This window comes from Dokdonia donghaensis DSW-1, from assembly GCF_001653755.1.
Taxonomy (GTDB): domain Bacteria; phylum Bacteroidota; class Bacteroidia; order Flavobacteriales; family Flavobacteriaceae; genus Dokdonia; species Dokdonia donghaensis.
On sequence record NZ_CP015125.1, the window covers coordinates 1,955,476 to 1,980,160 of the forward strand.

12 protein-coding genes are annotated in these 24,685 nt (G+C 38.0%); 7 read left to right on the top strand and 5 right to left on the bottom strand.

What is annotated here, in order from left to right; genetic code table 11:
• Positions 1 to 153: 153 nt before the first annotated feature.
• From I597_RS08655 to I597_RS08665, 3 genes are all read left to right on the top strand, one after another.
• Positions 154 to 1,200 carry a M14 family zinc carboxypeptidase gene (locus I597_RS08655; RefSeq protein ID WP_052111993.1) on the top strand — a complete coding sequence of 349 codons (1,047 nt, stop codon included), beginning with the start codon at positions 154 to 156 and terminating at the stop codon, positions 1,198 to 1,200.
• A gap of 134 nt (positions 1,201 to 1,334) precedes the next feature.
• Positions 1,335 to 1,817 (top strand): Lrp/AsnC family transcriptional regulator, encoded by a 483-nt coding sequence (locus I597_RS08660; protein ID WP_013751723.1) that lies wholly within the window; start codon positions 1,335 to 1,337, stop codon positions 1,815 to 1,817.
• A gap of 81 nt (positions 1,818 to 1,898) precedes the next feature.
• Entirely contained in the window at positions 1,899 to 2,420 is a 522-nt protein-coding gene (locus I597_RS08665) for a DinB family protein (RefSeq protein WP_035328458.1), read from the top strand.
• Here I597_RS08665 and aroB read toward each other — a convergent pair.
• Positions 2,415 to 3,503: a 3-dehydroquinate synthase gene (aroB, locus tag I597_RS08670; RefSeq protein WP_035328460.1), complete on the bottom strand. Its 1,089-nt coding sequence runs from the start codon at positions 3,501 to 3,503 to the stop codon at positions 2,415 to 2,417. The genes I597_RS08665 and aroB overlap by 6 nt on opposite strands.
• An 89-nt stretch (positions 3,504 to 3,592) precedes the next feature.
• Between aroB and I597_RS08675 the strand changes: the two genes are divergently transcribed.
• Positions 3,593 to 4,762, top strand: coding sequence for a proline dehydrogenase family protein (locus I597_RS08675; RefSeq protein ID WP_035328462.1), 1,170 nt, complete (start codon positions 3,593 to 3,595; stop codon positions 4,760 to 4,762).
• On the opposite strand, the gene I597_RS08680 is transcribed toward I597_RS08675, so the two are convergent.
• Genes I597_RS08680 through I597_RS08690 form a run of 3 tightly spaced genes read right to left on the bottom strand, consistent with a single transcriptional unit; the run spans position 4,763 to position 6,947 of the window.
• A complete protein-coding gene (locus tag I597_RS08680; RefSeq protein WP_035328464.1) occupies positions 4,763 to 5,347 on the bottom strand; it encodes a hypothetical protein in 585 nt (194 codons plus the stop codon).
• Between the two features lie 12 nt (positions 5,348 to 5,359).
• Positions 5,360 to 5,740, bottom strand: coding sequence for a hypothetical protein (locus I597_RS08685; protein ID WP_035328466.1), 381 nt, complete (start codon positions 5,738 to 5,740; stop codon positions 5,360 to 5,362).
• 7 nt (positions 5,741 to 5,747) lie between these two features.
• Complete coding sequence (locus tag I597_RS08690; RefSeq protein ID WP_035328469.1) at positions 5,748 to 6,947, bottom strand: alanine dehydrogenase; 1,200 nt, start codon at positions 6,945 to 6,947, stop codon at positions 5,748 to 5,750.
• A 192-nt stretch (positions 6,948 to 7,139) separates the two neighbouring features.
• Between I597_RS08690 and I597_RS08695 the strand changes: the two genes are divergently transcribed.
• Both I597_RS08695 and I597_RS08700 read left to right on the top strand, forming a co-directional pair.
• Positions 7,140 to 8,504 (top strand): pyridoxal-phosphate dependent enzyme, encoded by a 1,365-nt coding sequence (locus I597_RS08695; RefSeq protein WP_035328471.1) that lies wholly within the window; start codon positions 7,140 to 7,142, stop codon positions 8,502 to 8,504.
• 177 nt (positions 8,505 to 8,681) lie between these two features.
• Entirely contained in the window at positions 8,682 to 9,959 is a 1,278-nt protein-coding gene (locus tag I597_RS08700; protein ID WP_035328473.1) for a DUF2851 family protein, read from the top strand.
• A gap of 221 nt (positions 9,960 to 10,180) precedes the next feature.
• Here I597_RS08700 and I597_RS08705 read toward each other — a convergent pair whose 3' ends face one another.
• Positions 10,181 to 11,773: a peptide chain release factor 3 gene (locus tag I597_RS08705; RefSeq protein ID WP_035328475.1), complete on the bottom strand. Its 1,593-nt coding sequence runs from the start codon at positions 11,771 to 11,773 to the stop codon at positions 10,181 to 10,183.
• 555 nt (positions 11,774 to 12,328) lie between these two features.
• Between I597_RS08705 and I597_RS14890 the strand changes: the two genes are divergently transcribed.
• Positions 12,329 to 24,658: an Ig-like domain-containing protein gene (locus tag I597_RS14890; RefSeq protein ID WP_064497411.1), complete on the top strand. Its 12,330-nt coding sequence runs from the start codon at positions 12,329 to 12,331 to the stop codon at positions 24,656 to 24,658.
• The last annotated feature ends 27 nt before the right edge of the window (positions 24,659 to 24,685 follow it).

The following is a 24,685-nucleotide window of genomic DNA, read 5'->3' on the forward strand; positions in this document are numbered from 1 at the left end:
ACAAAATTGTAATAGGTATGGAATTTATCTATTTGAACTATATTTTACAATAGTAACGCTCCATTTGTATAAAGAATCCTTGTTTACAATTGTAACACAACACTTGTAAGAGCTAATTTCAAAAAAAGTATCTTTGTCATTCAAAGTAAGGTTATGATATTATCTAAGGTTTTAGAAGAGTTTGCTAGTTGCCGTGAGAAAGCTATTTCTGGTCGCTACATTTCACCAGAATTTATTACAAATTTTGTTGAAAATTTACCAGAAGAATTTACTGTTTCTATAGAAGGTAATTCTGTAGAAAAACGTTCTATTTATTCGGTGAAATTTGGGTCTGGAAAAACTAAAATTTTAATGTGGTCACAGATGCACGGTAACGAATCTACAACCACAAAATCTTTACTTGATTTTTGTAATTTTTTACAAAAAAATAAGCATCAAAATGATGTTAAAAATGTGCTTGATAATTGTACGTTTTTTATGGTACCTATGCTTAATCCTGATGGGTCAAAAATGTGGACTAGAAATAACGCAAACGACATTGATCTCAATCGAGATTCTCAAGATTTGAGTCAGCCAGAATCAAAATTATTACGTCAAATTTTTAATGATTTTAAGCCAGATTTTTGTTTCAACTTACACGGGCAACGCACGATTTATGGTTTTGAAAATACGGGTAAACCATCTATACTTTCCTTCCTTGCCCCTTCGGCAAATGAGGAGAGAAATTTTACATTTTCTCGTAAGCAATCTGCAAGTGTAATCTCACATATTTTTAAAAATTTACAAGACGATCTTGCAGGTAATATAGGGCTATATAATGATGCTTTTAATAACAATTGTGTGGGTGATGCTTTTCAAGAGGCTGGAGTAGCAACCATACTTTTTGAAGCAGGTCATTACCCTAAGGACTATGCTCGCGAAAAAACACGAGCATACATTTTTGCATCATTATGGTATGCCATTGAGGCTTGTCAAAAAGATATATCATATCCTGTTGAGGATTATAAATTGATACCTGAGCATAGTAAGTGTTATTGTGATTTACATAGTAAGGGTGTAACTATTGAGAAATTGCAGTATAAAGAAACAGCAGTAGATGGGGTTATTCTATTTACCCCACAACCTCTTGAAGAGGTGCTAGGTACAGGCGTTTTTTGTCATCAAGAAGTAGATAATGTATCTAGCTTCAAACTTGCGTAGTATAGTCTCGATTTAAGGTAAAAAATAGGGGGTAAAAAGTTTACGATAACGTTTTAGTAAATAAGAGGTGGTTGTTGCAGAATAATCAGTAATATTCTATTATTTTTGCATTATATTCAAAAAACGCAGATACAATGGCAAAGTTCAAATTAGACGAAGTAGACCACCAGATACTCGATATGCTTATCGAGAATACAAGAACTCCTTTTACAGATATAGCAAAAAAATTACTCATCTCTGCAGGTACTGTACATGTACGTGTTAAAAAGATGGAAGAAGCAGGAATTATCACAGGTTCCTCACTTACACTAGATTACGGAAAACTAGGCTATTCTTTTATAGCATATGTAGGTGTTTACATTAATAAAACATCGCAAACTACTTTTGTGCTTGAGCGCATTGCTCAAATCCCGTTTGTAACTGTCGCTCACGTAACTACAGGTAAGTTTAATATCTTCTGTAAAATAAGAGCAAGAGATACGAATCACGCAAAGAATGTTATATTCTTACTAGATGATATAGATGGTGTATATCGTACAGAAACGATGATCTCGCTAGAAGAGAGCATTAATGACAAGAAAAGATTAATGCACTCTATCTTTCAAGATCTAGTATAATTAGAACCGTAGAATATTTTAAAACCCTTTCTCACAACGAGAAAGGGTTTTTTATTACTTTTAACTTAAATTTTTTAGACTATGACAACGCGAGCAGAAGTTAAAGAGCCAGAATATAACACCTATTATAATCAGTATATCTCACAGGTGCCAGAGGACACAGATTTGCTTGAGGCTTTACAATCTGGACTGGATTTTACCGTATCGTTTTATAATGGTTTATCAGAAGAGCAATTACTATTGCGCTATGCACCTGGTAAATGGACTCCTAAAGAGGTATTGTTACACCTTATAGATACTGAGCGCATATTTTCATATCGTGCATTACGCTTTTCTAGAATGGACGCTACTCCTTTGCAGGGTTTTGAGCAAGATGATTTTGTGGCTTCAAGCAATGCAAATGATCGTACTATATCGTCTCTACTTGAAGAGTATGCTAGTGTGCGTCTAGCAAGCTTAAGTCTCTTTACATCTATGACAAGAGAGACTGTGCGTGTAATAGGAGAAGCAAGTCAAAGCCCGTTAAGCCCTCGCGCAGCAGGGTTTATAATCGCGGGTCACGAGCGTCACCACATAGCTATCATTAAAGAAAGGTACCTATAAAGTAGCTTGCTGCGTGCTCTCTAGATAATGGTTAAAGGCCTTATATATAAGTTCGTTTGGAGCTTGTTTATCTATAACGGCACTTCCTATACTTTCTAGAAGTACAAAATTTATATTACCATTTGTATTTTTCTTATCGTGCTTGAGGTATTCTATAATGGGTTCTATGTCCGCTTTCGCGAAAGCGACGTCCTCATACATATCATTAAGCGTAGTTGTAATATCATCTAGTGCATCCTTACTAAGCCCCGTAAGCTCCACCGAAAGGTAGCTTTCTAAAATCATCCCAATAGCTATTGCCTCTCCGTGTAACAGCGTCTTTCTAGTGTCTGAAGCTAGGCAGTATGACTCAATAGCGTGACCCAGTGTATGGCCGTAATTAAGTGTCTTTCTGATACTTTGTTCTCTAGGATCTTGAAGTACAATTTCATTTTTTATGATAATGCTCTCATAGATGAGTTGGCTCAAATCATCTGTGGTCATTTCGCTCAAGTTTTTAAGCTTGTTCCAGTAAGATTGATCTGCAATGAGTCCGTGTTTATACATTTCTGCAAGTCCAGAACGGAGTTCTTCTGGTGGTAATGTTGCCAGAAAGCCACCGTCTATAAGTACCATTTGTGGGTTGTTTATAACACCTATGAGATTTTTAAGTGTGCCTAGATCAACACCAGTTTTGCCACCTACACTGGCATCTACCATAGAGAGAAGAGAGGTCGGGATATTTATAAAGTCCATACCACGTTTAAAAGTACTTGCTACAAAACCACCTAGATCTGTAACGACTCCTCCACCTACGTTAATCACAAGTCCTTTTCTATCTGCATCTAGTGCTGCTAGGGCATCCCAAACTCCACTACAGGTTTCTATCGTTTTATTAATCTCACCGTGTGGTATCTCTATGACTTCTATAGGTATTTCGGTAGCTAGATTGCCTAAAAAAGGAGCGAGACAATCTTCGTGGGTATGATCATCTACTATTACAAATATCTTACTGTAAGAGCTTTGGAGTAATAGTACATTAAGGGCATCATATCCAGATTGATTAAAAACGATATCGTATGAGGCAGCTTGAATGGTAGTCATTATAATGTAATTTTAACAGTTGCAAATTACTCACTTTTGGTTTAAAAAAGTGTAATCTAGATGTATATTTGTCTAACTAATTTAAGCATATGCAAACCTCTCTTTTTGATAATACAGAAAATGCCTTTAAGCTCAAATCTGATAGTGAGTTAGAACGCGCGTACTTTCTTTTTAAAATGATTTCTAAGGAACCACTTGTGCGTATAGGTACGGCAGCAACTCGTTTTGCACTTAATGCCAATCTGCCAGTAGAAGGTCTTATACGATCTACTGTTTTTGACCACTTTTGTGGAGGTGTTAATGAAGAAGACTGTATGACATCTGTAGATAAATTGTACAGTGCAAATGTGTGTTCTGTTCTAGATTATTCTGTAGAGGGTAAGGAAGAAGAAGCTTCTTTTGACGAGTGTATGAATAAAGTAATAGGTCTTGTAGAGTTTGCAGATGAGAAAGATGCAATGCCTATCGTGGTTTTTAAACCTACTGGTGTAGGTCGTTTTGCGATCTGGCAAAAGCTTACAGAAGGAACTGCACTTACCTCAGAAGAACAGGTAGAGTGGGAGCGCATTAAAGAGCGTATGCACGCTATATGTAAGATAGCAAAAGAGCGTGATGTAGAGGTGCTCATAGATGGGGAAGAATCGTGGATGCAAGATGCCGCAGATGATATGGTGGCAGAGCTTATGGCAACTTACAATAAAGAAAAACCCATTGTCTATAATACCTTACAGTGTTACCGTCACGACCGCTTAGAGTACTTAAAAAAACTACACCTTGAAGCGCGTGCTAGAGATTTTAAAATAGGTATGAAAATCGTGCGAGGTGCCTATATGGAAAAGGAAAATAAACGCGCTAAAGAAAAAGGATATCCAACGCCTATATGTAAAGATAAGCGCGCTACAGATGAAAACTTTAACGCTACGATGCGATATATTTTTGAAAATCTAGATGATATCTCTCTATTTTTAGGAACACACAATGAAGACAGTTCTTTACTTGCTGTGAAGCTTATGGGTGAGATGGGAATCGCAAAAGATGATAACCGAGTGTGGTTTGGACAATTATATGGTATGAGTGATCATATAAGTTTTAACCTATCTCTTGAAGGGTATAATGTGGCAAAATACCTTCCCTTTGGCCCTGTGAAAGATGTAATGCCATACCTCATACGTCGCGCTGAAGAAAATACATCTGTAGCGGGACAAACTAATCGTGAGCTAGAGCTTATTAAAGCAGAGCGTAAGAGAAGAAAGTTATAGTTATTCTTCTAGTGGCTTAGTGCTGTTGTTTTCTCGATTGGTATAGAGATCTATTGCCTTGATATAGTCAAGGCCGCCTTGAAGTGTTTGATCTATCATAAAGCCATCTAGCTCCTTGTGGTTGCTGGCAATCCACTGCGTAAGACCTTCCTTTTGCTCGGTCCATAATTTCCAGTTGGTATCGATAAAATCAACATTGTCTATCTTACTTATTTTACCATTAGTAAAATGTACTAAATGTTTAGTGACTAGAGGATTGTTTCTTAAAAACTCAAATCGTTTTGAACTTGCAGATATAGTTACAAGAAGATCATTTTCTTGTTGCTCGATATTAATAATCTTTACCTGAGGCACAAATACAGAATCCCATTTAAAATGAGTTTCAAAAGTCTCTGGTGTAAAATTCATTACATAATCACCTTCAGTGATTGTGAGGCTGTCTGATAGTTGAGTCTCTATTAATTTATAATCACCATTATTGAAACCACTATAGTAATTTTTTACCGTCTCAATACGTGAAGCTTCTTTTGAGGAACAAGCACTTATAACTAGTAGCAGGAGTATAGTGTATGTTGCCGTTCGCATAGTGGAGTGGGTTTATTCTTTTATTTCTTTAATAGAAACTATGCGTACGGACTCTTCACAATTGTCTAGCGTCATTTTAAGATCTTTCCCAGTTTCATCCTCTCCGGTAATTACATAAAAACCACAAGGCTCTTTGCGTGTTTCGCTCTCACCAAAGTCTACTTCACCTAGTTTTAAAAGTCTATTTATGGTTACAGTATCACGTTGCATAGCAGCAAGCGCTGCTGTAGCATCTGGTGATAATGTATATGGCTTAATGCGTAAGTTTTTTAAAACCCGCTGCTGCGGAAAATAGGCACAACTTGTTTTTTTACCGCTAAAAAAAAATGCGAGTACGATAAGTCCTATAGAAAAACCACCTAGGTAATAACCTATACGTTTTAGAATGTGCATATGCTTGCTAGAAAATCAAAAGGTTGATGTCTCGGTAAGAAAGATTAAACCAGTCTGCTACCGATTTTTTGGTTAAAATACCGTGGTAAAAATACAATCCATTTTTTAATCCTCGGTCAAAGCGTAACTTATTTTCTATACCACCTTCCTCTGCAATATCTAGTAAGTAAGGAGTAAAAATATTACTAAGCGATACAGAAGCAGTACGCGCAAATCTAGCAGGTATATTAGGCACGCAATAATGAGTCACTCCGTGTTTTTTATATGTAGGCGCATCGTGTGATGTCACCTCAGAGGTTTCAAAACAGCCACCCATATCTATACTTACGTCTATAATTACAGCGCCGTTCTTCATAGCCTCTACCATAACCTCGCTCACAATTACAGGAGCGCGGTTTGCACCTCTTACAGCACCTATAACCACGTCACATCTTTTTAATGCTTTTACAAGGTTTTTAGGCTGTATGGTAGAAGTGTATAGTGGTCTCCCTACGTTAGTTTGTATAGAGCGTAATTTTGTAATAGAGTTGTCAAAAATTTTGACATTAGCTCCAAGACCTATGGCAGATCGAGCTGCAAACTCCCCCACAGTTCCCGCACCTATAATAACAACCTCTGCTGGTGGTACACCACTTATATTGCCTAGTAGCATCCCGGTACCTGTTTCTGAGCTAGACATAATCTCTGCAGCCATTTGTACGGCGGCGGTTCCTGCTATTTCAGAAAGTGTACGTACGGCAGGGTAGGTACCATCTTCGTCTTTTATAAACTCAAAGGCAAGTGCTGTGATGCGCTTGCTGGCAAGGGTTTCAAAATATTTTTTCTCTTGTGTTTTAATTTGTAGGGCAGATATGAGTACCGTCTGTGGGTTCATCATCTCGATTTCCTCTAGTGAAGGCGGTTCTACCTTTAAAATCATAGGGCAAGAAAAAACCTTTGCGGTATCTTTTGTGATTTCGGCACCGTTTTCTGAGTAATCTTTATCGGTATATCTAGCGCCCTTTCCAGCTTTAGACTCTACCATCACACGGTGACCATTTGCAGTAAGTGCACCTACAGCATCTGGCGTGAGACATACACGTCGCTCTTGAAAATGCGTCTCTCTGGGGATGCCTATAAAAAGCTCTCCACGTTTCTTTTCGACCTCAAGGCACTCTTCTTGAGGGAGTAACATTTCTTTGGTAAAAGGTGAGTTGCTCGTGTCCATTCTAGTTTGGTAAGTAGTTACTCAAAAGTAAGGAATTATTTACCAAAACTTTACTTATAGTACCCTAGAGGTGCTTATAGAGGTTTGTATTGCGCTTTCGCGAAAGCGTACTCACACCCTTACTAATTATTTGTAATGCGGGTGATGCATCTGCGTCTTACTAAGTATCTTTGCAATCAAAAATAAAAGGAGATGAACTACGCCGAAAATATATTAGGAACTATAGGAAACACACCTATGGTAAAGATGAACGCACTTGTAAAAGACTTGCCTTGTCTTGTCCTTGCAAAGTATGAGACTTTTAACCCTGGTAACTCTGTAAAAGACCGTATGGCTTTACAAATGGTAGAAGATGCAGAGGCTGCAGGTGTTCTTAAGCCTGGCGGTACCATTATAGAGGGAACCTCTGGTAATACAGGTATGGGACTTGCTCTTGCTGCTATCATAAAGGGGTATAAAATGATCTGTGTAATCTCAGATAAGCAGTCTAAAGAGAAAATGGATATTTTACGTGCCGTAGGTAGTGAGGTGGTAGTATGTCCCACTAATGTAGATCCAGAAGATCCAAGATCTTACTACTCTACATCAAAAAGACTTGCAGAAGAAACTCCAAATAGCTGGTATGTAAATCAATATGATAATCCATCTAATTGTAAAGCACACTTTAATAGTACAGGGCCAGAAATTTGGGATCAGACAGAAGGTAAGGTAACGCACTTTGTGGTAGGAGTAGGAACTGGAGGGACTATATCTGGCGTAGGAAGTTATTTAAAAATGAAAAACCCAAATGTAAAAGTTTGGGGAATAGATACCTATGGTTCGGTTTTTAAGAAATACAAGGAAACTGGCATTTTTGATGAAAACGAAATTTATCCTTACATCACAGAAGGAATAGGTGAAGATATATTACCACTTAATGTAAATTTTAGTGTGATAGATGGATTTACTAAGGTGACAGATAAGGATGCTGCGGTATATACAAGAAGACTAGCAAAAGAAGAGGGAATGTTTTTAGGAAACTCTGCAGGGTCTGCCATAAAAGGGCTACTGCAACTTAATGAAGAAGGTAAATTTGGCCCAGATGACGTAGTGGTAGTCCTTTTTCACGATCACGGTAGTCGTTATGTGGGTAAAATGTTTAATGATGACTGGATGCGTGAGCGAGGTTTTTTAGATCAAGAGTATAAAGTTGCTAGTGATCTTATTAAAAACCACATAGATAAACCATTAATTACTGTAAAAACAGAAGAGCTTGTATCACACGCTATAGAGCGTATGCGTGAGTTTAAAATATCACAAATCCCTGTAGAAGATACAACTGGCATAGTAGGATCTGTAGATGAGGCTGACCTTTTTAGAGCCTATATGGAAAATAATGATGTGGCAGATACACCTATCAAAGACGTTATGGGAGCTCCATATCCAGTAGTTCAAAAAACTGCAGTCATTTCTGAAGTGTCAAAACTTATCACAAAAGAAAATAATGCAGTACTTGTAGATCTGGGAGAAGGTAAACATCACATAATTACAAAGCACGATATCATAAACGCTATCTAGTCGTTGTATAGATAAGGTAAGAGCTAAAGAGGTGGACATTGTCTACCTCTTTTTTGTTTTACTGCTTCATAAAAGTAATGGCGCTACCTTATAATATTGATTTACAATCTAATTGCCTGAAATTAGTAACATTAGTTGTGAGAATTTTCTATTTTAGAACCTTAATACTAGGTGTCTATGCAAGAAGATTTTCTTCATTATTTATGGAAATTTAAGAAGTACGCTTTCGCGAAAGCGAAAACCACCACAGGCCTACCTATAACCTTAGTAGCTGCAGGACAACATAATGAACTCTCGGGTCCAGATTTTTTTAATGCAAGTTTGCATATAGGTGATCAGTTATGGGCAGGAAATGTAGAGATACACTTAAAATCTTCTGACTGGTATGCTCATCATCACGAAAAAGACCCTGCATATGATAATGTGATATTGCACGTAGTATGGGAGCACGATGTTGAGATTTATAGAGCAAATAATGACGCTATACCCACCCTTGTTCTCAAAGATTATGTCTCACCACAAGCGCTTAAGAATTACAAAAAGCTATTTGCAAATCAATCTCAAAAGTGGATAAATTGTGATGTAGATATCAAGCGTGTGCCAGCTATGATAGAAGAAAACTGGCTGGAGCGTTTATATTTTGAAAGACTAGCTCGCAAAACCGACCTTATCAAGCCTTTGCTAGAGATGGTAAATAATGACTGGGAGGCTACATTTTTTATATTGTTACTCAAAGGCTTTGGGACCAAAATCAATGCAAGTTCTTTTCAATCAATAGGAGAGAAGCTCCCTTTTTCTGTAATACGTAAATGTGCTCCAGAGCCCTTTAAGCTAGAGGCATTATTGCTTGGTATGGCAAACCTCCTGCCAGAAGATACTATAGATTCTTACCCTATGCAGCTGCAGGGTGAATTTGAATTTATACTACATAAATTTGCTCTTGACAGTAGTGGTATTTTGCCCGTGCAGTTTTTTAAATTACGTCCAGATAATTTTCCCACCATACGGTTATCCCAAATAGCGCAACTATATCACAAGCACCCTAATTTATTCAGTAAAGTGATGACCGCAAAAAGCATAGAGGAATTATACTTGCTTTTTGATATAAACGCGTCCATATATTGGGATACACATTATTCTTTTGGGAAGGAACAAAAGAAACGAGTAAAAAAGCTCACAAAATCTTTTGTGGATATCTTGCTCATCAATGCCGTCTTGCCGTTACGTTTTTATTATTCACAATATCTAGGAAAAGATGAAGGTGAGTTGTTGCTCAAAATGATACAAACTATAAAGCCTGAAAAAAATAGTATCATTAAGAAATTTGAACAGATTAGAGCAAAAACAAAAAACGCCCAAGAGACTCAGGCGCTTTTAGAATTAAAATCTCAATATTGTGATGTAAATAAATGTCTATCGTGTGCTATTGGAAATTTCCTCATAGCAGATAGTTGAATTCTATTGTTTGTGTGGTAAGTATAACTTATATATATTATAGATTTTTCTAATTAAAAATTAATAACAATAAGTTAAAGTTATTAAAAACCAGTTCTTTTAAAAGCTTCTAATGGGTTTTTAAATTTTCACCACCCAGTTGTAGTAGTATCGCTTTGAAAAGATCTTAGAGTTGCTTAAAATTAATATTTCATAAAATATTAATTTTTATGTCTCATTGTTTAATCTTTAAATTCACTCACGTAGTGCATTTTTACAGATGGATATTTTTGTTGAGTCATCTGTAAAGTAAAAGGGGAGTCGGCAAGAAATACGAGTTGACCTCTTTTGTCTTTGGCCATAAAACGCTGTTTAACTCTCAAGAATTCTTTAAATTCTTCACTTTTAGGGTCTTCTGGGTCCACCCAGCAAGCTTTTGATACGCCTAGAGGTTCATATGTACATTTTGCGCCATACTCGTGCTCTAGTCTGTATTGTATTACTTCATATTGTAATGCACCTACGGTACCTATAACCTTTCTTCCGTTAAGTTCTAATGTAAACAATTGTGCTACACCTTCATCCATAAGTTGATCTATACCCTTTGCTAACTGCTTAGATTTCATAGGGTCAGCATTGTTAATATATCTAAAGTGTTCTGGCGAGAAGGCAGGTATACCTTTATAGTGTAGTATTTCTCCAGAGGTTAAGGTGTCGCCTATCTTAAAGTTACCGGTGTCGTGTAAGCCCACAATATCACCCGGGTAAGAGATGTCTACAATTTCCTTACGCTCTGCAAAAAATGCATTGGGACTAGAAAATTTTAGGTTTTTCTTATTACGTACGTGCAAGTATGGTTTATTGCGCTCAAAAACACCAGAAACAATCTTTATAAATGCAAGTCTATCTCGGTGCTTAGGGTCCATATTTGCGTGTATTTTAAATACAAATCCAGAAAAAGCATCTTCATTAGGTAAAACAAGGCGTTCCTCGCTCATTTTAGGCCTTGGTGGCGGTGCAATCTTTACAAAACAATCTAAGAGTTCTCTCACTCCAAAATTATTTAACGCAGATCCAAAAAACACAGGTTGTTGGTGTCCGGCAAGGTATTCTTCTTGGTCAAATGCGGGGTAAACTCCCTGTACAAGCTCTAATTCTTCACGTAAATTATTTGCAGAATCTTCTCCTACTAACTCGTCTAAGATACTATCTTCAAGGTTTGAAACTTGAATAGTCTCTTCTATATTTTTTCTACTATCACCGCTAAAGAGGTTTACGTTTTTCTCCCAGAGATTGTATATACCTTTAAAGTCATAACCCATACCTATAGGGAAACTTAGTGGGGTTACTTTAAGGCGTAGCTTTTCTTCAATTTCATCAAGTAGTTCAAAAGCGTCTTTACCTTCACGATCCAGCTTGTTTACAAACACGATCATAGGAATATTACGCATTCTACACACCTCTACAAGCTTCTCTGTTTGTGGTTCGACTCCTTTTGCTACGTCTACCACTACAATTACACTATCTACCGCTGTGAGTGTTCTAAAGGTGTCTTCTGCAAAATCTTTGTGACCAGGTGTGTCAAGTATATTTACTTTAATACCATTATACTCAAACGCAAGTACAGAAGTAGCGACAGAAATACCACGCTGGCGCTCTATTTCCATAAAATCACTCGTGGCTCCTTTCTTGATTTTATTCGATTTTACAGCTCCTGCTTCTTGTATTGCTCCCCCAAAAAGGAGTAATTTTTCTGTAAGAGTAGTTTTTCCTGCATCTGGGTGAGATACAATCCCAAAGGTTCTTCTGCGGGCTATTTCTTTTTTGAAACTCATAAGATGTGCATTCTTTTAGCTTGCAAATATACTATATAGTGATTAGTGTTTGGTTTATAGTGTATGTGGTTGTTTTGTATATCTTTCCGGTGTATAAATGACTGTGATAAAGCGTTTTGAGGTATGCGCTTTCGCGAAAGCGTTAAGGTTTTATTGTACTTTGAGTTGATTTGTATTTCAAACATTTCTGTTGAACAGCTTTTTTTGTGTATTTTGCCGAGTATAAAATGCAATTGGGCTAAAAGTTGATTTTTCAAATTTCGAATTTCAATAATGGCGTATATTTGTACCCCCAACTTAGAATGACATAAATAATCTAAATCTCAAATAGAGGTTTTTGAAGTATTTTGTGATTTTTTTGTTGTGGTCTAATTTTGCAAACCTGCATCAAAATATAAGTAGTGTGTATTCTCACAATACTTAAATCATAAAAACTTTATTAAACCAATTTTGAGTCGAATTGATTTCGTATTTAAAATGTATAATTATGCTTTTGCATAATAATTGAATAAGATGAAAAGAAAATTAAAATTTACTCCTTTCCGTAGTTTAACTATGCTGCTCCTAATTGGTGTCTTTGGTGTTTTAGGGACATTTAAGATGCACTCCCAAGTTTTAGGGCAACAAGAAGCCGCAATTACTCAGAATGTCACTTTTCAATGGGAGGATGAACAGGATGTCAATTTAAATGGTGATATTGATAATACGGAGAATAATAGATCTGCAACCATACAGTCTGTAACAGTAGGCTCTGATGTGTTTAACACTTTTGTTGCTCCATCTGGCTATCAACTCACGAGATTAGGTGGAAGTGGGAATATTATAACAAGACACAATAGGAATGGGATAGTTCTTAATCGTACTACACCGCCTTTTAGTGGAGAAGTTATTGGTACAAGTGTAAGTGCTACTAATGATCCAACAGATGTTGTTAGTGCTTGGGATAATGCTGCTCTTGCTGCTTTTCAAGATAAAAATTTAAATCATTATTTTACATCTAATGGTAACGGGCAAAACATCTGTGGTAATTTTAGCGGTATTGTAGATACTGGTGTCTCTCAGATACAAACATTATTTTACGATCCACCTATACCATCAAATGCGGATGGTATAATTGCTGTTACCGAGCGTGGTGGTAATAATTGTTTTTATATACGCTTTTATGGTACTCAATTAGGTTCTACTACAGAAACTATACTCGGAGATACTTTTGTTAGAACATCTGGTGACCTTAGAGGTGGTGACGGTCCTAATCCACCGGCGCCGGGTTCTGATTATTGGGAGTCTGACAGGGAGATTGAAAATGGACAGTCTATTGCTATAGCGCTGTTTGAATTAAATAGTGTTGCGCCTACTGGGTCTAAAATTACAAGGGTAGAGTTTGTAGCTGCATCTTCAGATGATGGAGACGGTAAATTATTTATTCTTCAAAAATATGCAGTAAATCAAGTTGAGGTAGGATGTTTAGACGAGCCTTTTGATGGAAATATTGATTTATCCAATAATGTCCCTGAGGGATCAACATATTCAGTGGCAACATCTCCATCCCCAGCTGGTACGTCTTTTAATTTAAATTCAGATGGTACATTTTCTTATACTCCGCCAGCGGGATATACAGGAGACGTGGTTTTCGAATATCAAGTTTGTTTGCCAGCGCCTAACACAAATGTTTGCGATACTGCCACGGTAACATTAACTTATGTGATGCCTCCTGATCCTGCCATAGTAGATTTAGACTGCAATACAGACGGTACCACAAATATAATTATCACAAGTCCATTAGGAAATCAATTGGAATATTCTATAGATGGGATTAATTTCCAATCATCTACAGCATTCAATAATCTACAAGAAGGAGATTATACCGTAACTGTGAGAGACTCTGATACTGGTTGTATACAATCATCCGCTTCTGACATTACTCTTGAAAATATTGAGGTGGAAACTCCTATAGAGGTAATGCCAGTATCTTGTTTTGATGGTATGGATGGTACAATCGATTTAGAACCGTCTGGTGGTTTAGCGCCATATACTTATTTATGGAGTAATGGAGCTACAACTCAAGATATTTCGGGTCTAGCTGCGGGAACATACAGTGTTGTAGTTACAGATTCGTATGGGTGTACTTTTGAAATTGATGCAATTGTAACGCAACCCACAAATCCTTTGTCCGCGACTGCAGATACAACTAATGTAGCCTGTTTTGGTGAATCAACTGGGGGTATTGATTTAGCACCAGAGGGAGGAACGGAGCCTTACACGTTTGTTTGGTCTAATGGAGCAACAACAGAAGATATTTCGAACCTTGAGGCAGGATCATATACTGTTACAGTTGTAGACGCTAACAGTTGTGAGGTTGAAGGTACATTTAGCGTTGAGCAGCCTGCTGCTGCATTATCTGTAGCTGATACCATAACTAATGTGTTATGTAATGGCGATAGTAGTGGTGTTGTGCAACTAACAGTAAGTGGTGGTACTGCTCCTTATACTTATGAATGGAGTGATGGGTCAACTGCTGCAAACTTGGAAGATGTTGCTGCTGGAAGTTATTCAGTATTGGTTACAGATGCTAATGGTTGTGAAATACAGCAGTCTTTTACTATTACAGAGCCAGACTCGCCACTAAGTATAAATCTTACTAGAGAAAATGCTACTACTGCTCAAAATTGTGCAGATGGAACTGCTACTGCAGCAGTTACTGGAGGAACAGCTCCTTATTCATATCTATGGAGTAATGGTGCAACTGTTGCAAGTATTTCAGATCTTTCAGTTGGTACATATTCTGTAACTGTTACGGATGCAAATGATTGTGAGCTTACTCAAAGTGTTGTGGTAGATTGTATAAACACTTGTGATGCAGTTATCGCTATTGGTACTGTGATAGATGTTTTATGTGCATCGGAAGAAACGGGTTCAACTACTGTAGGTGCTAGTTCTGAAGCAAATCCAGACGCTCTTTTTACATTTACTTGGAGTAATGGTGAAGTAGATGCTGGTGTAACTTCTAGTACTTTAAATAATATAGGCGCTGGTGTTTATACAGTGAGTGTGACTATAGACGGTACTGTATGTCAGCCTGTAGAGCAAAGTGTGACAGTATCTGAACCTAGTTCAGCTGTAGGAGTTACAATTTCTACAGAAGATGAAACGGGTCCTGGACTATCTAATGGAGAGGCTACAGCTTCTGCTACAGGAGGTGTGGCTCCGTATACATACTCTTGGAGCAATGGAGCAACTACAGCTCAAATTGATAATTTAAGCCCTGGTGATTATACTGTAGAAGTTACAGATGATAATGGGTGTACTGTTGAAAGTACTGTAACTATTAATCCAGGAAGTTGTAATAACTTATCAATTACAACTAGTGTTGAAAATGTAACTTGTAATGGTTTTTCAGATGGTTTTGTAGGTTCTAATACTACAGGTGGTGTTGGTCCATTTACTTATTCTTGGAGTAATGGTGCAACAACAGAAAATATTAATAATGTAGAGGCTGGAAATTATACAGTTACAGTTACTGATACATTTACAAATTGTACTGCTCAGTCTACAGTTGCTGTAAATGAGCCTACTGTGTTGAGTGCAGGTATAGCTGTTAATAATGTATTGTGTTTTGGAGAATCGACTGGTTCTTTAAATCTCACCGTTTCGGGAGGTACTTTAGATTATACATATGAATGGAGCAGTGGTCAAACTATTGAAGATTTAACAGGATTACCTGCGGGTAGTTATTCAGTAGTTGTAACAGACGGTAATGGTTGTACAACTACAGCATCTGCTGTAATAAATGAGCCGACTAGTGCTGTAACTGCCGATGTTTCAAGTACAAACGAAAATGGTGCAACTTCTAATGATGGTACTGCCACTGCAATTCCAGAAGGAGGTACTCCACCTTATACTATATCTTGGAGTAACGGTGAAACAACAGAAACTATTAGTGGTCTCGATGCTGGTGACTATACAGTAGTCATAACAGATGCTAATGGTTGTAGATATGAAGAAACAATAAATGTAGCTTCTACAAACCAAGTTCCTGCTCCTGTAAATGATTCTGCAACTACAAGTGAAGATACCGCTGTAGAAATAGATGTTACGGATAATGATAATTTTGGATCTGATGGTCCAAATGATTCAGTAATAGTTATAACTGAGCAGCCAGATAATGGAACAGTTACGGTTGATGATGGTGGAACACCAAATGACCCAACTGATGATGCTGTAATTTATACTCCAGATCCTGATTTTAATGGAACTGATACTTTTGAATATGAAATTACAGATAGTAATGGAGATTCCGAGACTGCTACTGTAGTAGTAACAGTAACTCCAGAGGCTGATGTTGTAGATGATGCTGAGACCACCCCTGAAGATACACCAGTAGTGATTGATGTATTAGATAATGATGGTTTCGATCCTGCTGCTGATGTAGAAGTAACTGATGTTACAGATCCTGCAAATGGAACTGTAGTAATCAACGATGATGGAACAGTAACGTATACTCCAAATCCTGATTTCAACGGAGAAGATACTTTTGAATACACAGTGACTGTAACCAACCCTGATGGAACAACAACTACTGAGACTGCTACTGTAGTAGTAACAGTAACTCCAGAGGCTGATGTTGTAGATGACGCTGAGACAACACCTGAAGATACACCAGTAGTAATTGATGTATTAGATAATGATGGTTTCGATCCTGCTGCTGATGTAGAAGTAACTGATGTTACAGATCCTGCAAATGGAACTGTAGTAATCAACGATGATGGAACAGTAACGTATACTCCAGATCCTGATTTCAACGGAGAAGATACTTTTGAATACACAGTGACTGTAACCAACCCTGATGGAACAACAACTACTGAGACTGCTACTGTAGTAGTAACAGTAACTCCAGAGGCTGATGTTGTAGATGATGCTGAGACAACACCTGAAGATACACCAGTAGTAATTGATGTATTAGATAATGATGGTTTCGATCCTGCTGCTGATGTAGAAGTAACTGATGTTACAGATCCTGCAAATGGAACTGTAGTAATCAACGATGATGGAACAGTAACGTATACTCCAGATCCTGATTTCAACGGAGAAGATACTTTTGAATACACAGTGACTGTAACCAACCCTGATGGAACAACAACTACTGAGACTGCTACTGTAGTAGTAACAGTAACTCCAGAGGCTGATGTTGTAGATGATGCTGAGACAACACCTGAAGATACACCAGTAGTAATTGATGTATTAGATAATGATGGTTTCGATCCTGCTGCTGATGTAGAAGTAACTGATGTTACAGATCCTGCAAATGGAACTGTAGTAATCAACGATGATGGAACAGTAACGTATACTCCAGATCCTGATTTCAACGGAGAAGATACTTTTGAATACACAGTGACTGTAACCAACCCTGATGGAACAACAACTACTGAGACTGCTACTGTAGTAGTAACAGTAACTCCAGAGGCTGATGTTGTAGATGATGCTGAGACCACCCCTGAAGATACACCAGTAGTGATTGATGTATTAGATAATGATGGTTTCGATCCTGCTGCTGATGTAGAAGTAACTGATGTTACAGATCCTGCAAATGGAACTGTAGTAATCAACGATGATGGAACAGTAACCTATACTCCAGATCCTGATTTCAACGGAGAAGATACTTTTGAATACACAGTGACTGTAACCAACCCTGATGGAACAACAACTACTGAGACTGCTACTGTAGTAGTAACAGTAACTCCAGAGGCTGATGTTGTAGATGATGCTGAGACCACCCCTGAAGATACACCAGTAGTAATTGATGTATTAGATAATGATGGTTTCGATCCTGCTGCTGATGTAGAAGTAACTGATGTTACAGATCCTGCAAATGGAACTGTAGTAATCAACGATGATGGAACAGTAACCTATACTCCAGATCCTGATTTCAACGGAGAAGATACTTTTGAATACACAGTGACTGTAACCAACCCTGATGGAACAACAACTACTGAGACTGCTACTGTAGTAGTAACAGTAACTCCAGAGGCTGATGTTGTAGATGATGCTGAGACAACACCTGAAGATACACCAGTAGTAATTGATGTATTAGATAATGATGGTTTCGATCCTGCTGCTGATGTAGAAGTAACTGATGTTACAGATCCTGCAAATGGAACTGTAGTAATCAACGATGATGGAACAGTAACCTATACTCCAGATCCTGATTTCAACGGAGAAGATACTTTTGAATACACAGTGACTGTAACCAACCCTGATGGAACAACAACTACTGAGACTGCTACTGTAGTAGTAACAGTAACTCCAGAGGCTGATGTTGTAGATGATGCTGAGACCACCCCTGAAGATACACCAGTAGTAATTGATGTATTAGATAATGATGGTTTCGATCCTGCTGCTGATGTAGAAGTAACTGATGTTACAGATCCTGCAAATGGAACTGTAGTAATCAACGATGATGGAACAGTAACGTATACTCCAGATCCTGATTTCAACGGAGAAGATACTTTTGAATACACAGTGACTGTAACCAACCCTGATGGAACAACAACTACTGAGACTGCTACTGTAGTAGTAACAGTAACTCCAGAGGCTGATGTTGTAGATGATGCTGAGACAACACCTGAAGATACACCAGTAGTAATTGATGTATTAGATAATGATGGTTTCGATCCTGCTGCTGATGTAGAAGTAACTGATGTTACAGATCCTGCAAATGGAACTGTAGTGATCAACGATGATGGAACAGTAACGTATACTCCAGATCCTGATTTCAACGGAGAAGATACTTTTGAATACACAGTGACTGTAACCAACCCTGATGGAACAACAACTACTGAGACTGCTACTGTAGTAGTAACAGTAACTCCAGAGGCTGATGTTGTAGATGACGCTGAGACCACCCCTGAAGATACACCAGTAGTGATTGATGTATTAGATAATGATGGTTTCGATCCTGCTGCTGATGTAGAAGTAACTGATGTTACAGATCCTGCAAATGGAACTGTAGTAATCAACGATGATGGAACAGTAACGTATACTCCAGATCCTGATTTCAACGGAGAAGATACTTTTGAATACACAGTGACTGTAACCAACCCTGATGGAACAACAACTACTGAGACTGCTACTGTAGTAGTAACAGTAACTCCAGAGGCTGATGTTGTAGATGACGCTGAGACCACCCCTGAAGATACACCAGTAGTAATTGATGTATTAGATAATGATGGTTTCGATCCTGCTGCTGATGTAGAAGTAACTGATGTTACAGATCCTGCAAACGGAACTGTAGTAATCAACGATGATGGAACAGTAACCTATACTCCAGATCCTGATTTCAACGGAGAAGATACTTTTGAATACACAGTGACTGTAACCAACCCTGATGGAACAACAACTACTGAGACTGCTACTGTAGTAGTAACAGTAACTCCAGAGGCTGATGTTGTAGATGATGCTGAGACAACACCTGAAGATACACCAGTAGTGATTGATGTATTAGATAATGATGGTTTCGATCCTGCTGCTGATGTAGAAGTAACTGATGTTACAGATCCTGCAAATGGAACTGTAGTAATCAACGATGATGGAACAGTAACGTATACTCCAGATCCTGATTTCAACGGAGAAGATACTTTTGAATACACAGTGACTGTAACCAACCCTGATGGAACAACAACTACTGAGACTGCTACTGTAGTAGTAACAGTAACTCCAGAGGCTGATGTTGTAGATGATGCTGAGACAACACCTGAAGATACACCAGTAGTGATTGATGTATTAGATAATGATGGTTTCGATCCTGCTGCTGATGTAGAAGTAACTGATGTTACAGATCCTGCAAATGGAAATGTAGTAATCAACGATGATGGAACAGTAACGTATACTCCAGATCCTGATTTCAACGGAGAAGATACTTTTGAATACACAGTGACTGTAACCAACCCTGATGGAACAACAACTACTGAGACTGCTACTGTAGTAGTAACAGTAACTCCAGAGGCTGATGTTGTAGATGATGCTGAGACCACCCCTGAAGATACACCAGTAGTAATTGATGTATTAGATAATGATGGTTTCGATCCTGCTGCTGATGTAGAAGTAACTGATGTTACAGATCCTGCAAATGGAACTGTAGTGATCAACGATGATGGAACAGTAACCTATACTCCAGATCCTGATTTCAACGGAGAAGATACTTTTGAATACACAGTGACTGTAACCAACCCTGATGGAACAACAACTACTGAGACTGCTACTGTAGTAGTAACAGTAACTCCAGAGGCTGATGTTGTAGATGACGCTGAGACCACCCCTGAAGATACACCAGTAGTAATTGATGTATTAGATAATGATGGTTTCGATCCTGCTGCTGATGTAGAAGTAACTGATGTTACAGATCCTGCAAATGGAACTGTAGTGATCAACGATGATGGAACAGTAACCTATACTCCAGATCCTGATTTCAACGGAGAAGATACTTTTGAATACACAGTGACTGTAACCAACCCTGATGGAACAACAACTACTGAGACTGCTACTGTAGTAGTAACAGTAACTCCAGAGGCTGATGTTGTAGATGATGCTGAGACAACACCTGAAGATACACCAGTAGTAATTGATGTATTAGATAATGATGGTTTCGATCCTGCTGCTGATGTAGAAGTAACTGATGTTACAGATCCTGCAAATGGAACTGTAGTGATCAACGATGATGGAACAGTAACCTATACTCCAGATCCTGATTTCAACGGAGAAGATACTTTTGAATACACAGTGACTGTAACCAACCCTGATGGAACAACAACTACTGAGACTGCTACTGTAGTAGTAACAGTAACTCCAGAGGCTGATGTTGTAGATGATGCTGAGACAACACCTGAAGATACACCAGTAGTAATTGATGTATTAGATAATGATGGTTTCGATCCTGCTGCTGATGTAGAAGTAACTGATGTTACAGATCCTGCAAATGGAACTGTAGTAATCAACGATGATGGAACAGTAACGTATACTCCAGATCCGAATTTCAACGGAGAAGATACTTTTGAATACACAGTGACTGTAACCAACCCTGATGGAACAACAACTACTGAGACTGCTACTGTAGTAGTAACAGTAACTCCAGATAATCCATCACTAGATGTATTTAAAGAAGGTAATTATGAGGATACAAATGAGGATGGAGTAGTGAACCTTGGTGACTCAATTATATACAACTTTATTGTTTTCAATAATGGTGATGTACCATTGAGCGATATTACTTTAACTGATGAACTAGTTGATGTAATGGGTGGGCCTATTGATCTTGGAGTTGGAGAAAGTGATTCAATGACTTTTACAGCTATATATGCAATAACTCAAGAGGATATTAATACAGGAGCTGTATACAACCAAGCCATTGCTACAGGTCAAGATCCAGCTGGAGAAATAGCAACAGATGCGTCTGAAGATCCAACTGGTATAGATCCTAATAATCCTCTTAATGATCCAGATTGTATGGAATGTACTATTACAGTTCTCAATCAGGATCCGGAGATTGCAATCGTAAAGACTGGAATGTTCAATGATGAAAATGGAGATGGTTTTGCACAAGAGGGTGAGACAATAACTTATAACTTTACAGTGACAAACACAGGAAATGTTACAGTAACAAACATTATTGTAACAGATCCATTAGTGACAGTAACTGGCGGTCCTATTGATTTAGTACCTGGGACTAGTGATGATACTACGTTTATTGCTGAGTATGTATTAACTCAAGAAGATGTAGATGCAGGAATGGTAGAAAACCAAGCGCTTGTAACTGGTCAGGATCCAAATGGAGATGACGTAGTTGATACTTCTGATGATAATAGTACAGTAGAAGGAGAAGAGGATGTGACAATCACAGATTTACCAGAAGATCCAGGAGCAATAGCAATTGTTAAGACTGGAACGTTCAATGATGAGGATGGAGATGGTTTTGCACAAGCTGGTGAGACAATCACTTATAACTTCACAGTGACAAACACAGGAAATGTAACAGTAACAAACATTATTGTAACAGATCCATTAGTAACAGTAACTGGCGGTCCTATCGATTTAGTACCAGGAGCTATTGATGCGACTACGTTTGTAGCTGAGTATGTATTAACACAAGAGGATGTAGATGCAGGAATGGTAGAAAACCAAGCACTTGCAACGGGTCAGAATCCTAATGGAGATGACGTAGAAGATACATCAGATGATGATAGTACAGTAGAAGGTGATGATGATGTAACAATCACAGATCTACCAGAGGATCCAGGAGCAATAGCAATTGTTAAGACTGGAACGTTTAATGATGAAGATGGAGATGGTTTTGCACAAGTAGGTGAGACAATCACTTATAACTTCACAGTAACAAACACTGGAAATGTAACAGTAACAAACATTATTGTAACAGATCCATTAGTAACAGTAACTGGCGGTCCTATTGATTTAGTACCAGGAGCTATTGATGCGACTACGTTTGTAGCTGAGTATGTATTAACACAAGAAGATGTAGATGCAGGAATGGTAGAAAACCAAGCACTTGCAACGGGTCAGAATCCTAATGGAGATGACGTAGAAGATACATCAGATGATGATAGTACAGTAGAAGGTGATGATGATATAACAATCACGGATCTACCAGAAGATCCAGGAATGATAGCAATCGTTAAGACTGGAACGTTCAATGATGAGGATGGAGATGGTTTTGCGCAAGCTGGTGAGACAATCACTTATAACTTCACAGTGACAAACACAGGAAATGTAACAGTAGCAAACATTATTGTTACAGATCCATTAGTAACAGTAACTGGCGGTCCTATCGATTTAGTACCAGGAGCTATTGATGCGACTACGTTTGTAGCTGATTATGTATTAACACAAGAAGATGTAGATGCAGGAATGGTAGAAAACCAAGCACTTGCAACGGGTCAGAACCCAAGTGGAGATGACGTAGAAGATACATCAGATGATGATAGTATTGAAGAAGGTGATGATGATGTAACAATCACAGATCTACCAGAAGATCCAGGAACAATAGCAATTGTTAAGACTGGAACGTTCAATGATGAAGATGGAGATGGTTTTGCACAAGTAGGTGAGACAATCACTTATAACTTCACAGTAACAAACACTGGAAATGTAACAGTAGCAAACATTATTGTTACAGATCCATTAGTAACAGTAACTGGCGGTCCTATCGATTTAGTACCAGGAGCTATTGATGCGACTACGTTTGTAGCTGAGTATGTATTAACACAAGAGGATGTAGATGCAGGAATGGTAGAAAACCAAGCACTTGCAACGGGTCAGAATCCTAATGGAGATGACGTAGAAGATACATCAGATGATGATAGTACTGAAGAAGGTGATGATGATGTAACAATCACAGATCTACCAGAAGATCCAGGAACAATAGCAATTGTTAAGACTGGAACGTTCAATGATGAAGATGGAGATGGTTTTGCACAAGTAGGTGAGACAATCACTTATAACTTCACAGTAACAAACACAGGAAATGTAACAGTAACAAACATTAATGTAACAGATCCATTAGTAACAGTAACTGGCGGTCCTATCGATTTAGTACCTGGAGCTAGTGATGCAACAACGTTTGTAGCTGAGTATGTATTAACACAAGAAGATGTAGATGCAGGAATGGTAGAAAACCAAGCACTTGCAACGGGTCAGAATCCAAGTGGAGATGACGTAGAAGATACATCAGATGATGATAGTACTGAAGAAGGTGAGGATGATGTGACAATTACAGATTTACCTGAAGATATTGGATCTATTGCAGTTGTAAAAACTGGAACGTTTAATGATGAGGATGGAGATGGTTTTGCACAGGCTGGTGAGACAATCACTTACAATTTTACAGTATCAAATACTGGAAATGTTACGATATCAAATATTGTTATAACAGATCCATTAGTAGCTGTAACTGGCGGTCCTATAGATCTTGAGCCTGGAGCTAGTGATAGTACAACATTTGTTGCTGTATACACACTAACACAAGACGATGTAGATGCAGGAATGGTAGAAAACCAAGCACTTGCAACTGGTCAGAATCCTAATGGAGATGACGTAGAAGATACATCAGATGATGATAGTACTGCAGAAGGTGAAGAAGATGTGACTATTACAATACTACCTACTGGAGCAAATTCAATAGCTCTTGAGAAAACAGGTGAGCTTATCGATCTTAACGGTGATGGTGTTTACGAACCAGGTGAAATTATTCAATATACATTTACAGTAACAAATACTGGTGAATTAACTATTGAAGATATTGTAATTACAGATCCACTTGTAGATGTAGAGGGAGGACCTATTACATTATTACCAGGAGAGTCTGATAGTACTACGTTTACAGCAACATATCTAATTACTGAGGAAGATATTGAAAATGGACAAGTATTAAACCAGGCAACTGTAAGTGGTGTATTGCCTGATGGTACAGAACTAATGGACTTATCTGATGATCCAACTGATGATACAAACGTTGATGTAAATGGTGATGGTAATCCAGATGATCCAACGGTAACAATCATACCAAGTGTTCTTAATGTTACAGACCTTGAGGTATTTACTGGAATTTCTCCAGATGGAGATGGACAGAACGATGTATTTATTATTGAAGGAATTGTAGACTTCCCAGATAATAATGTTCAGATCTTTAACAGATGGGGTGTTCAGGTATTTGAAGGAAATGGATATGATAACCAAACAGTTGTATTTAAAGGAATTTCTGACGGAAGAGCTACTATCAATTCAGATAAAGAACTTCCAGAAGGAACATACTACTACCTGATTAACTATCAGACAGAGGATGGACTAAAAAGGTTGAGTGGATATTTATATATTAACAGATAACAAGAAAACCGCTTTCGCGAAAGCGTA

Bases quoted from the DNA above. Each gene is read 5' to 3' on its own strand.
- I597_RS08655 (WP_052111993.1), top strand. From the start codon at position 154: ATGATATTATCTAAGGTTTTAGAAGAGTTTGCTAGTTGCCGTGAGAAA.
- I597_RS08660 (WP_013751723.1), top strand. From the start codon at position 1,335: ATGGCAAAGTTCAAATTAGACGAAGTAGACCACCAGATACTCGATATG.
- I597_RS08665 (WP_035328458.1), top strand. From the start codon at position 1,899: ATGACAACGCGAGCAGAAGTTAAAGAGCCAGAATATAACACCTATTAT.
- aroB (WP_035328460.1), bottom strand. From the start codon at position 3,503: ATGACTACCATTCAAGCTGCCTCATACGATATCGTTTTTAATCAATCT.
- I597_RS08675 (WP_035328462.1), top strand. From the start codon at position 3,593: ATGCAAACCTCTCTTTTTGATAATACAGAAAATGCCTTTAAGCTCAAA.
- I597_RS08680 (WP_035328464.1), bottom strand. From the start codon at position 5,347: ATGCGAACGGCAACATACACTATACTCCTGCTACTAGTTATAAGTGCT.
- I597_RS08685 (WP_035328466.1), bottom strand. From the start codon at position 5,740: ATGCACATTCTAAAACGTATAGGTTATTACCTAGGTGGTTTTTCTATA.
- I597_RS08690 (WP_035328469.1), bottom strand. From the start codon at position 6,947: ATGGACACGAGCAACTCACCTTTTACCAAAGAAATGTTACTCCCTCAA.
- I597_RS08695 (WP_035328471.1), top strand. From the start codon at position 7,140: ATGAACTACGCCGAAAATATATTAGGAACTATAGGAAACACACCTATG.
- I597_RS08700 (WP_035328473.1), top strand. From the start codon at position 8,682: ATGCAAGAAGATTTTCTTCATTATTTATGGAAATTTAAGAAGTACGCT.
- I597_RS08705 (WP_035328475.1), bottom strand. From the start codon at position 11,773: ATGAGTTTCAAAAAAGAAATAGCCCGCAGAAGAACCTTTGGGATTGTA.
- I597_RS14890 (WP_064497411.1), top strand. From the start codon at position 12,329: ATGCTGCTCCTAATTGGTGTCTTTGGTGTTTTAGGGACATTTAAGATG.